This window comes from Chryseobacterium sp. UF-81 (assembly GCF_058245105.1).
In genome coordinates this window covers 96763-109054 of the sequence record NZ_JBSIBX010000004.1, presented here as the reverse complement: position 1 = coordinate 109054, position 12292 = coordinate 96763, and the positions used below count along the sequence as shown (strand labels likewise).

General features: G+C 38.5%; 8 protein-coding genes. 2 read left to right on the top strand and 6 right to left on the bottom strand.

The window, feature by feature from the left end:
• Positions 1-225: 225 nt before the first annotated feature.
• From AC4IFE_RS07760 to ccsB, 6 genes are all read right to left on the bottom strand, one after another.
• The gene (locus AC4IFE_RS07760; protein WP_111953226.1) at positions 226-456 is read right to left on the bottom strand and encodes a DUF2007 domain-containing protein; all 231 of its coding nucleotides are present in this window, start codon (positions 454-456) and stop codon (positions 226-228) included.
• 62 nt (positions 457-518) lie between these two features.
• A complete protein-coding gene (gene lat, locus AC4IFE_RS07755) occupies positions 519-1844 on the bottom strand; it encodes an L-lysine 6-transaminase (protein WP_490756103.1) in 1326 nt (441 codons plus the stop codon).
• 101 nt (positions 1845-1945) lie between these two features.
• Positions 1946-3496 carry an L-piperidine-6-carboxylate dehydrogenase gene (amaB, locus tag AC4IFE_RS07750; protein ID WP_490756100.1) on the bottom strand — a complete coding sequence of 517 codons (1551 nt, stop codon included), beginning with the start codon at positions 3494-3496 and terminating at the stop codon, positions 1946-1948.
• A gap of 357 nt (positions 3497-3853) precedes the next feature.
• On the bottom strand, positions 3854-4048 hold the full coding sequence (locus AC4IFE_RS07745) for a type II toxin-antitoxin system antitoxin (RefSeq protein WP_490756098.1): 195 nt from the start codon (positions 4046-4048) through the stop codon (positions 3854-3856).
• 146 nt (positions 4049-4194) lie between these two features.
• The gene (locus AC4IFE_RS07740) at positions 4195-5058 is read right to left on the bottom strand and encodes an SPFH domain-containing protein (protein WP_490756096.1); all 864 of its coding nucleotides are present in this window, start codon (positions 5056-5058) and stop codon (positions 4195-4197) included.
• A gap of 200 nt (positions 5059-5258) precedes the next feature.
• On the bottom strand, positions 5259-8531 hold the full coding sequence (ccsB, locus tag AC4IFE_RS07735) for a c-type cytochrome biogenesis protein CcsB (protein ID WP_490756094.1): 3273 nt from the start codon (positions 8529-8531) through the stop codon (positions 5259-5261).
• Between the two features lie 464 nt (positions 8532-8995).
• Between ccsB and AC4IFE_RS07730 the strand changes: the two genes are divergently transcribed.
• The gene (locus AC4IFE_RS07730; RefSeq protein ID WP_490756092.1) at positions 8996-11542 is read left to right on the top strand and encodes an FtsK/SpoIIIE family DNA translocase; all 2547 of its coding nucleotides are present in this window, start codon (positions 8996-8998) and stop codon (positions 11540-11542) included.
• A 65-nt stretch (positions 11543-11607) separates the two neighbouring features.
• Positions 11608-12255 carry an outer membrane lipoprotein periplasmic chaperone LolA1 gene (lolA1, locus tag AC4IFE_RS07725; protein ID WP_490756090.1) on the top strand — a complete coding sequence of 216 codons (648 nt, stop codon included), beginning with the start codon at positions 11608-11610 and terminating at the stop codon, positions 12253-12255.
• Positions 12256-12292 lie beyond the last annotated feature (37 nt).

The following is a 12292-nucleotide window of genomic DNA, read 5'->3' as shown; positions in this document are numbered from 1 at the left end:
GCTAAAGCCAATTGTAATTTTTTAATTTTTAAGACGGGCTAAAGCCCGCCTCTATTGAATAATGTAGTCTAATTGAGTCACGATCCAATATTCTAAATTTCTCCATCTTTAAATTTTAAATATTTAAATTATTAAATAATTTATGTTATTTGAATCAAAAAACCGAAAACTAATTAAAATTAATTTTCGGTTCGAAGTAGTAAAATTTAAAATTATGAAATTGTTTTATTGATTTTCACTTTGTTGAAGATAAGCATCTATAACTTCAAATGCATTCTTCTCGTCTTCCAACTTTACCATAATTTTTAACGACGTTGCCGTAGGCGTAGTCGTAAAGGTAAGATAATTGTTTTCGACGCTGTTTGTAATTTGTGCATCATCCAATTTAGACTTTATTAGCTGGATTTCTGAAGGCTTATCACTTTCAAAAACCGATACTCTCGTACTTCTTTCCATATTCTATATCGTTTGAGTATCTAAATATACGATGTATTTTTTAAAATTACAAATCTTTGAATTTAAATTTTATTAATATTGTTTTCTATTTTATCAAGAGCCAATTGAATTTCTTCCTGAGTAACATTCAGATGCGGTCTGAAACGAAGCGACTGATCTCCACACTGAAGAATAATCAGTCCATCCTTGAAAAGCTCGTTCATCAAACGGTTACGCTGCTCTGCAGAAGGAAGATCAATGGCGCACATAAGGCCTCTCCCTCTTGCATTTGAGATTTTATCAGGATATTTCTGAGCCAGCTCTTTTAATCTTTCCAAAAGATAATCTCCAACCACTCTTGCATTTTCAACCAGGTTTTCCTTTTCGATCACTTCCATTACCAGTTGGAAACGAAGCATGTCGATAAAGTTTCCTCCGAACGTAGAATTGATTCTTGAGCTTTCTCTGAAAACATTATTAGGGATCTCATCAAATTTTTCTTTATTAGCCAGAACACCACAAACCTGGGCTTTTTTCCCGAAAGAAATAATATCCGGTTTTGCTGTGAAATGCTGGAATGCCCACATTTTTCCTGTGATGGCAATACCTGTCTGAACTTCATCAAAGATCAGTAAGATTTCGTTCTGATCGCAAAGCTTTCTCAGTCCCATTAAGAACTCGTCTCTGAAGTGATTGTCACCACCTTCGGCCTGGATGGGCTCAATGATGATACACGCCACTTTATCAGGATTCATAAGAATTGCCTCTTCAATCTGTAGAAGAGCCAGTCTTTCGTTTTTAATAGTTTCCTCTAAATTTTCTTCCGTAATCGGGAATGAAAGCTTAGGGTTTAAAATCCTTGGCCAGTCAAACATTGGGAAATACTGATATTTTCGGGGATCCGAAGTATTGGTTAAGCTTAAAGTATAGCCGCTTCTTCCGTGGAATGCCTGTCTGAAATGGATACAGATTCCAGCTTCTGTCTGAAGTCCTTTTTCAAAATTCTTACGGGTTTTCCAGTCGAAACATGCCTTCATTGCGTTTTCCACCCCTAGAGTTCCACCTTCGATAAAGAAAGCATACTGCAGTTCTTCAGGAATCACTACTCTTTCAAAAACTTCCAGAAAGTGAGCATATTCTTCTGAATACACGTCTGCCAAAGTAGGCTTGTTCACGGCCATTCTCCCCAGCCACTCCGATCTTTCTACAAGATAAGGGTGATTGTAACCAATGGATGCCGATGCAAACATAGAGAACATATCCAGGTATTCTTTGTTGGTAAGCTTGTCATACAGCCATGATCCGTGAGATTTTTCAATATCCATCACAAAATCAAAACCGTCTGCCAAAACGTGTCTTCCTACAGTTTCTTTTACTTTATTTACTTTTATATCAATTGTTTGTTCCATAATTAAAATAGTTGTGTGATTTAATAATTGAATGATTAAAAGTTTTTAAACATTCAGGTTATTAATTTTTAGTTTTTTTGAAATTGATTTAAACTAAATTTTTACAAATCAAATTTAATCCCTTGTGCCAAAGGAAGTTGAGCGGTGTAATTTATAGTATTGGTTTGTCTTCTCATATAGTATTTCCAAACGTCTGAACCGGATTCTCTTCCGCCTCCGGTTTCTTTTTCACCTCCGAAAGCACCTCCGATTTCAGCACCAGAAGTTCCGATGTTTACGTTGGCAATACCGCAGTCTGAACCTGCATGAGAAAGGAACAGCTCTGCTTCTCTTAAATTCTGCGTCATGATAGCAGATGACAATCCCTGAGGAACATCGTTCTGGATAGCAATAGCTTCTTCCAGTGTTTTATATTTGATCAGATACAGGATCGGCGCGAAAGTTTCGTGCTGAACGATCTCATAAGAGTTTTTCACTTCTGCGATACATGGCTTCACATAGCATCCTGATTCGTATTCCTTTCCGCTTAAAACACCTCCTTCAACTACAAATTTTCCGCCCTCTTTTTTACATTTTTTGATAGCCTCTTCATACTGATTCACTGCATCTACATCGATAAGCGGTCCTACATGGTTATTTTCGTCTAACGGATTTCCTATTTTCAACTGTCCGTAAGCTTTTACCAATCTTGTTTTTACTTCGTTGTAAACGCTTTCATGTATGATCAATCTTCTTGTGGACGTACATCTCTGTCCAGCCGTACCTACAGCTCCGAAAACAGCTCCGATGATAGACATGTCGATGTCTGCATCTTTAGAGATAATGATCGCATTGTTTCCGCCTAACTCCAGGATCGATTTTCCGAATCTTTCCGCCACTTTGGACGAAACCATTCTTCCCACTCTTGTAGAACCTGTGAAAGAAACCAGGGAAACCCTTTTATCATCAACCAGTTTCTGCCCGATCTCATGATCAGCAACCAATACGCTTGAAATACCTTCAGCAAGATTGTTCTCCTTTAATACTTCAGACATAATGTTCTGGCAAGCGATAGCACATAATGGTGTTTTTTCTGACGGCTTCCAGATGGTAACGTTTCCGCAGATCCAGGCTAAAGCTGTATTCCATGCCCAAACGGCAACCGGGAAGTTGAAAGCCGTAATGATTCCCACAACGCCAAGCGGATGATACTGCTCGTACATTCTGTGACCAGGTCTTTCCGAATGCATGGTATAGCCGTGAAGCTGTCTGGATACTCCTACAGCAAAATCACAGATGTCAATCATTTCCTGAACTTCTCCAAGGCCTTCCTGAAGAGATTTACCCATTTCATAAGAAACCAGTTTTCCAAGGTCATCTTTATATGTTCTTAATTTCTGACCTAGCTGTCTAACGATCTCCCCTCTTTTAGGAGCAGGGATGGATCTAAATTCCTGAAACGCCTTCTGAGCCGTCTCAATTACTTTGTCATAATCACTTTCTCCGGATGTCTTAATTTTAGCGATTAGTCTGCCATCTACGGGAGAAAAACTTTCTATCGTTTTTCCCGAAGCAAAATATTTTCCGCCCACTGAAGTCCCTTTATTTTCTTCTTTAATACCAAGGTTTTTGAGTGTTTTTTCGATTCCGAAATCCTTTACTTTTTTAGACATAAAATGTTTACTTTTCGTTTCCTCTAAAGATAGAAATATTATACGAACCTCAAAATTTTAATTTTTAACATGCTTTTTATTTGGACTAATTATAAACATGCTTATCTTTGTGATGTAATCTTTTGACATTCAGACATGGAAAATTTACCGGAAAATAACCACTCTAAGTTCAAAAAGTGGTTCAAGCGTGTAGGCTGGGCAGGATTTGCTTTTTTCACGATCAAAGGCTTGATTTGGCTTGTTATCTTCTATTTTGGAGCGGATACGCTTCAAAGTTGTATAAAATAAAAAAGCAGAGAAAAATTCTCTGCTTTTTTGTTTTAATATTATTGGCTGGTTAAAAACCAATGCTCATCTCTATTCTTCTTCTTTCTTTTTCCTTCCTGAATTAACCAGGCTCTGATGCAGCAGATACTCGATCTGCCCGTTCACACTCCTGAATTCGTCATTCGCCCATTTCTCCACCAGCTTGTAGGTAGCTTCATCGATTCTTATGACGAACGATTTTTTGCCTTTGGTTTCAGTGGATTTTGAAGTTTTTTCCGATTTCATTATTTTCTCTTTGCCTGTTTAGTAATACTTTTTTAATAACGCAAAAGACGCAAAGATTTCGTTTTGAATAAACTTTTCTACCTGTTTACACAGGCTCTCAGCTAATTTTGTATATGAAATCTTAGTATTCCTTCTTCATTCTCTCTTTAATAAAGAGTTCCTGCATTTAAAATGGGCTGTGCTGCTTTTTCACCGCAAAGCACCACCATCAGGTTGCTGACCATAGCTGCTTTTCTTTCATCATCAAGCTCTACGATATTCTCCTCTGAAAGTTTTTTCAGAGCCAAATCCACCATTCCAACGGCACCTTCCACAATTTTAGTTCTTGCCGCTACGATCGCTGTTGCCTGTTGTCTCTGAAGCATGGCTCCTGCGATTTCCGAAGCATAAGCAAGGTGTGAAATTCTGGCTTCCTGTATCACAATTCCTGCTTTTGAAAGGCGGTCTGTAAGTTCCTGTTCCAGAATAGAATTGATCTTATCACCACCTTCTCTTAAAGTAATAGGTGCATGATCGTCTTCTAAATTGTCATAAGGAAAGCTCATCGCCAAATGACGCACCGCAGCTTCGCTCTGCATTCTTACAAAGTCCGAATAGCGCTCCACATCAAAAGCTGCTTTATAAGTATCTCCTACTTTCCAAACCATAACCACAGCGATTTCAATAGGGTTACCCATTTTGTCATTTACTTTCAGAGTCTGTCCCTGAAGGTTTTCTGAACGCAATGACATTTTCTGTGAAGAGTACAAAGGATTGATAAAAAACAGTCCGTTATCTTTTACAGTTCCTACATACTTTCCAAAGAAATTCAGTACCCGTGAATGGTTTGGCTGAATAATCATTAATCCTTTCAGAAAGAAACAGAACAGCAGGAAGCATAGCATCGCAAGGATCACGAACGTAATGCTTTGCTCAACTCCGGAAATAAAAAAATATACCGCTCCGGCAAATAAAACCAGGCAGAATACTAATGCCAGATAGCCTGACATGGGCTTTAACACTTTTTCCATGATTGTAATTTAATTTGATATTATTTTGATATCATAAAGGTATGAATTAGTTTTGAATTTTGAGTGATAGGTGATGACTTTTTTCGGATGCCGGTTTTTGAGTTAAAATCAAACGCTAAAACACGTATCCCGCATCCCCTTAGCACAAAAAAAATCCCGGAAAATGAATTCCAGGATTTGATTTTATATTGTAAGAAGTTTTATTTTTTTGTTAAAACTTTAAACTTGAAGTAAGAAGCTGCTGACAAAAGAAGCATTGTTCCCAATCCTATATATACCCAGGCCGGAACCGGAACCGGATCTCCTGCTGCATAGGAATGAAGCCCGCTCAGGTAATAGTTCACTCCGAAGTAGGTCATTACCATAGAACAGAAAGCAAACATTGTGGCTACATGGAATGCCCATCTGCTTCTTAACCCAGGAACCAATCTCATGTGCAATACAAATGCATATACCATGATAGAGATGAAGGCCCACGTTTCTTTCGGGTCCCAGCTCCAGTATCTTCCCCAAGATTCATTTGCCCAGATACCGCCTAAGAAGTTTCCTACCGTTAAGGCAAAAAGACCGATCGTCAGTGACATTTCAGAAACGATAGTTAATTCTTTTAATGTCGTATCATGGTGAAGCCTGTGTGTATCCTTGTTGGCAATAATAAAGAATACTAAGCAGATCACCGCAATAATCATTGAGAGGGCAAAGAAGCCGTAACTTGACGTAATGATCGCTACATGAACAATCAGCCAGTAAGATTTCAGTACCGGAACAAGCGGCGTGATCTGCGGATCAAGAGCCGAACCTCCATGTGCAAATCCCATCATAATAACCGCCACCATGAATCCTGCAGCAGGAATCAGGGCATTGGCATTTCTATAAAGAATAAGCCCTGCCGTAATACCTACCCATGAGATGAAGATAATGGCCTCATACCCGTTACTCCAAGGTGCATGTCCCGAAATATACCATCTTGCTACAAGACCTAAGAAGTGACATAAATACCCAACCAAACCTATAGCAATGATCACTTTAATGATCTTATTTAAAAGCTTATTTGATTTGAATAATTCTACAAATCCTAAGATCAATAACAATCCACCTATTATGGTATAGAAAATCAATAATTTGAAATTGATATTCACAGTGTTCATGAAAACCTCAAGATCCACTTTAGATTTTGCAGGAACAACTGCTTTACCCCACTTCTGCTGATAATCTGAAAGTTTTGCCAGTTCAGCATCAGCTTTGCTCCAGTTTCCTGTCTGCTGAGCGGTAAGAACTTCTGCAAAATAAGGCCCCATCACCTGCTGAGATTCCATATCCGGCTCGAATTTCTGATCAAGCCATGAATGCCATGTATGGTTGGCATCGTTTTTCACTGGAACAATTCTCATGAACTGACCGCTGAAAAACTCGTTGAAGATCTGCACTCTTTCGTTTACAGAAATTACTTCTTTATCATAATTGGTCTGTTCAGAAGGTTTTTTACGGAATGCCGTGTTGTAATCATGTTCCAGGATGTAGGTCAGATTACCATTAGCATCTGCAGGGAAAAGGTTCATCAGCGAAGTGTACCCTTCATCATCTGCTTTTGTTTTATTCTTTAATTCATCCCCTCCTTTCGTTCCTACTTTGATCATAGGAACCATGGTCCAGCTCGGAGTATCCGTATTGATTGACAGGAACCACTGGTTAGCTGTAAGAGACTTTCCGTCTGTTCCTTTGAATTCGTCTTTTTTGTATAATTTTCTTAAAACATCAAGAGCTTCTGTATTGATTGGAACAATCCTACCGTCAAAATTCTGTACCAGAAGATATCCGAATTTATCTGCATGTTCTTTGCTGATTTTATTTCTGGCGATAATCTCGTCTGCTGAGATTTTTTTCATTTTGGTCAGTGGCGCTGCCAGAGAATTCTGGCCTGGTGCTGTTCCCTGAGAAGGCTGAGCTGCTTCCGGAGCCGGTACATGAGTGTGTCCGTCACCTTCTACATGTACATGGTCTCTGCTTCCGTCGGTTGTACCGTGTGTTTCAATTTTCTGTGCGTTCAAGCCTAAACTTAATAGCACTAAAAGTATTGCTGCTGCTTTCTTTTTATTAACATCGGTCAGCATTTTATTCAGTTTCCAGAAGTGAGTTCCCTTCCAGAAGAAGATTACAAACATTCCTAAGAACAGAAGTCCGTACCCGATGTAGGAAATAATTGTTCCCCAGAAATCGTGGTTTACAGAAAGTACAGTTCCCATTCTGTCCGGATCAAAGCTTGACTGGAAGAAACGGTATCCTTTATGGTTAAGAACGTGGTTCATGTAAATTTTATACGGAGTTTCTTTTCCTTCGTCAATGATCTTTACGTGGCTTTCATAAGCACTTGGAGATGAACTTCCCGGATAGGTTTCCATTACGAAATCATCAAGCTTCAATGCAAAAGGTGTATTATAGACTTTAGGTCCGAAACCTACCATAATATTGAGACCGTCCATGGTCACCTGCTTGTATGCATTCGGGTTTCCTTTTTCTACGGAAAGGTCTACCATTTGTTTTGTTTTTGGCCCCTGAAGTTCTATTCTCATTACATCGGGTACCATAGCATCTTTCTTTCTATCACCTTCGAAAGCCATAAGCCTTCCTTTTTTAAGACCTTCCGGAACAACCAGCTTCAATTCGTTGATGGTATATAAACTTCTCAGCACCAAAGGCTGGAATTCATCTTTCTTTGTACTTCCTGTGGCCTGTGTTGCCATGGTCATAAAGGTTGCGTCAACAGGAGTTTTAATGAATAATTTTCCATCTTCTTTTTTGAATTCTACTGCACCTTCAATCGCTCTGTTGAACGTTACCAAAGTTCCGTTGATGGATTTTGTTTCTCCCGGTTTGATGTAAATATTCTGTCTTCCGGTAGTTCCTGTAGATACCAGGTGAAGGTATTCCGCACCATTTGGCTCTGCAATCAGACTGTCTTTTTTTCTCTGAATGTAGTCTTTTGTAAACACTTTTATTTCCTTTCCGTGGAAATCATAGGTTGCCTTAAAGTCTTTATGCAGTGGAGACATGAGATAAGGAACATCCTGATAATTAAGGATATCTCCTTTTTCTTCAATCTGGATTTTAAAGAAATTTTTGTCAGTCACAATCTCATTGGAAGTTTCGCCTTCTCTGATGTGCATTGTCCCTTCAAAACTGATATACCTTGTAATAGCACCTCCTATAAAAATAAGGATAAAGGCAAGGTGAAAGACCAAAACCGGCCATTTCTCTCTTCTCCACAGTCTGTACCTTGCGATATTTCCTATAAAGTTGAGAATGAGCAGAAACATGATTAATTCAAACCATTTTGCTTCATAAATTAGAGCTTTAGCTGTAGGAGTTCCGTAGTCGTTTTCTAAGAACGTTGCATAAGCCATCGCAAATGCATACACCAATAACAGCACAGCCATTGTTCTGGTTGAGATAAGAATATCTTGGAGCTTCTTCATGATTTATTTTACTTGACTTGCAAAAATAAGGATGATAAACAACAAAGAGGCTAAAAAAAGCTGTTTTTTGTCATTTAAAGGCCTATTTTAGTTATTTTGAACCATTCTTAATAAGATAAAATCCATTAAAGAAAACTCAATTTTAGGACCATGAAATTCCGGAATAGCTAAGGATTTGCAGTCAGTTCGATTTTGATCAGTGTTAACGAAATAAGACCATGATGTTTTTTGATCATATTTTTATAAATTTTTACACTTTTACATTTTATGGAACAAAATTAGTGGAGCAATAGCTGATGCATTTGATGTAGCTCAAAAGCACCTGCTGTAGTGCTTTTCAATGAAAAAAAATATCTTAAAACGCTGTATAATTTTAAAAAATTAACCCTAAATTACGCTATCTTTTTGAACAAAAAAAGATTCTATTAATGTTGAAAAAACATTAAATTTGCCACATTGATATTATGGATAAAAAGACACAGACAAAACAGACTGAATCGCCTGATAAAGGCAGAATACTATCTAAGCCACGTATATTTTTCGGGCTTACCTTTATACTTTTCTCTGTCGTTCTGGCATTTTCTTTCATCTCTTATTTGATGAACTGGAAGGCAGATCAGAGCCAGGCAGGAACTATGACCGATAAAACGATAAAATCTTCAAATATCTTTGGGAAGGTGGGCGACTGGCTGGGAAATATTTTCATTTTCGAAAGCATAGGCATCGCATCATTTATTATCGCCTTCTTATTTTTGGTAGTGGGAACCTTAATTCTTAAAAAAAGGACTTTTAAGCCCTGGAAAACTATCGGACATTCTTTGTTTTTTATTTGTTGGCTTCCCATTTTTATGGGGGCAGTCACTAAAGGACAGGGTGTTTTGGGAGGTGTTTACGGATACCAGATTATGGATTATCTGAATGCCATCATCGGCCCTGTAGGACTGTGGGTGGTGCTTGTTTCAAGCATCCTTTTATATTTCATTCTTGAATTCAATCTCCGTCCGAGCTCTATTAAAGCAAAACTGGACAAGATCAATGATAGCACGATCGGTAAAGTTAAATCGATGATGCCAAGCTCAGAAGAAAGTTTTGAAGCGGATGCCGAACTTGAAGAAGAAGCTGCAGAAGCCGGTCTCAATGTTACCGTTACAGATGTTTCAAATAAAGCAAAAACTAAAGAACAGGAACCTGTAAGCATTCCTAAAGGGTTTCCTGAAGTTCAGCCTGTAACAAATTTAGAACCTATTGTAACGCCTAACCAGACTTCTTTCGAAGAGGAAGAAAAACCTGTGAGCTTACATTTAAATACCAAGCCAGCCTTCCCTACTTCAACTCCGGAACAGGCTTTTGATATCACACCGGTGAGCCCGGCCGTTACTCCGGCTCCTCCCGTATCATCACCAGCTCAGGATAATATTAAGTTTAATGTTGAGATCGCTCCGGTAATAGATGTACTGGATGATTCGGACAGAAAATCTCAGGAGCTTGTAGAAAAGCATGGCCTGTATGATCATAAACTTGATCTGGCAGGTTTCCAGATGCCTACAGTGGAATTGCTAAAAGACTATGGTAACGAAGAAATCTCGATTAACCAGGAAGAATTAGAAGAAAATAAAAACAAGATTGTTGGACTTTTAAAGAACTTTAATGTTGGAATTTCCGAGATTAAAGCAACAATTGGTCCTACAGTGACTTTATATGAAATTGTACCGGAAGCCGGAATCAGGGTGTCAGCTATTAAAAAACTTCAGGATGACATTGCCCTGAATCTTTCCGCTTTAGGAATCAGAATTATTGCCCCAATGCCTGGAAAAGGAACAATCGGGATTGAAGTGCCGAGAAAAAATCCTACGATGGTTTCCATGCGTTCTGTCATTGCTTCCCACAAATTCCAGAATACAGATATGGATCTTCCGGTAGTTTTCGGGAAAACGATTTCCAATGAGGTGTTCATGGCTGACCTTGCCAAAATGCCTCACTTACTGATGGCAGGTGCTACAGGACAAGGTAAGTCCGTAGGTATTAATGCCATTCTTACTTCTCTTCTTTATAAAAAACATCCGAGCGAACTGAAATTCGTTATGGTAGACCCTAAAAAGGTGGAACTTTCATTATACTCAAAGATTGAAAGACATTATCTGGCCAAGCTTCCGGATGCTGATGAAGCAATCATTACAGATACCAATAAAGTAATTAATACACTGAATTCGCTTTGTATAGAAATGGATACAAGGTATGATCTTCTTAAAAACGCATTCTGTAAGAACTTAAAGGAATACAACAAAAAGTTTACGGAAAGAAAATTAAATCCAGAGAACGGACACCGTTTTCTTCCCTATATTGTATTGGTTGTAGACGAATTTGCTGATCTTATCATGACGGCAGGTAAAGAAGTTGAGCTTCCTATCGCCAGACTTGCGCAGCTTGCAAGAGCCGTAGGGATTCACCTGATTGTTGCTACGCAGAGACCTTCTGTAAATGTAATTACGGGTATGATCAAGGCTAACTTCCCGGCAAGAGCTGCTTTCAGAGTAATTTCCAGTGTGGATTCCAGAACGATCCTGGATTCTCCGGGGGCAGACCAGTTGATCGGTAAAGGTGACATGCTTTATTTCAACGGAAATGAGATTTTAAGACTTCAATGTGCTTTCGTGGACACGCCAGAAGTGGAAAGACTAGCAGAATATATCGGCGAACAGAAAGGTTACTCATCTGCATTCCTCCTTCCGGAATTTGTTTCCGAAGATTCTACCAGTACAGTAGGTGCTTTTGATCCGAATGAAAAGGATGCCTTATTTGAAGAAGCAGCAAGAATCATCGTCTCTACACAGCAGGGGTCTACTTCCATGTTGCAGAGACAGCTGAAACTGGGGTACAACAGAGCGGGAAGAATTATGGACCAGCTTGAGGCTACCGGTATTGTAGGAGGATTTAACGGAGCAAAGGCAAGAGAGGTGATTATCAGTGACCTTCATTCTTTGGAACAGTTTTTGGAAGATTTGCGTAGTTAAAGGAAAAATGCTTTATAAATTAAACCTTGAAGCATTAGAATGTTTAAAGTTTATTAAATAAGAAAATGAAAAATATTATTTCAAAAGTTATAGTCGGAAGTTTTGTAATAGGTGCTGTAGGATTTGCTGATGCACAGAAAATTGATGCAAAAGCTAAAAAAATTCTTGACGATGTCACAGCCAACTACAAGTCCAAAAAGAACTCTTACTTCAAATTTTCTTTCGGAACTGGCGTGAATGGGCAGGTAACCAAAACAGAACCGGGAATTTACTATTCTGCAGGTGATAAATATAAGCTGAAGATTATGGACACGGAACAGATCTTCGACGGTAGCAAAATCTACAACATCAATGCAGATGATATGGAGGTAACCATTGCAAAACCTAACGGAAGCAGCAGCATGTTCTCCCCTATCAATTATCTTTCAACCTACAGAAATGATTACAACGTAACTTATAACGGGAAAAAGAATGTCAACGGAGTAAATGCAGATTTTATTAAGTTGACCCCTGTGAAATCCAACGGAATCCAACACGTCTACCTTTTTATAGATTCTGCGAAAAAGCAGATGGTAAAACTGGAGCAGCACGGAAACAATAAAGATGTAGCTGTAATTGCTATCAAAGAATATAAAGAAAACCAGACACTGGATCCTAATATGTTTGTTTTTGACAAGAATAAGTTTAAAAACTACATCATCACAGAACTTTAAAAGTTGAAAAAAGGAAAAGAGCACTCCATTTTTTCAC

Excerpts from the sequence above, each read along its gene's own strand:
- AC4IFE_RS07760 (WP_111953226.1), bottom strand. The coding sequence starts at position 456 with ATGGAAAGAAGTACGAGAGTATCGGTTTTTGAAAGTGATAAGCCTTCA.
- lat (WP_490756103.1), bottom strand. The coding sequence starts at position 1,844 with ATGGAACAAACAATTGATATAAAAGTAAATAAAGTAAAAGAAACTGTA.
- amaB (WP_490756100.1), bottom strand. The coding sequence starts at position 3,496 with ATGTCTAAAAAAGTAAAGGATTTCGGAATCGAAAAAACACTCAAAAAC.
- AC4IFE_RS07745 (WP_490756098.1), bottom strand. The coding sequence starts at position 4,048 with ATGAAATCGGAAAAAACTTCAAAATCCACTGAAACCAAAGGCAAAAAA.
- AC4IFE_RS07740 (WP_490756096.1), bottom strand. The coding sequence starts at position 5,058 with ATGGAAAAAGTGTTAAAGCCCATGTCAGGCTATCTGGCATTAGTATTC.
- ccsB (WP_490756094.1), bottom strand. The coding sequence starts at position 8,531 with ATGAAGAAGCTCCAAGATATTCTTATCTCAACCAGAACAATGGCTGTG.
- AC4IFE_RS07730 (WP_490756092.1), top strand. The coding sequence starts at position 8,996 with ATGGATAAAAAGACACAGACAAAACAGACTGAATCGCCTGATAAAGGC.
- lolA1 (WP_490756090.1), top strand. The coding sequence starts at position 11,608 with ATGAAAAATATTATTTCAAAAGTTATAGTCGGAAGTTTTGTAATAGGT.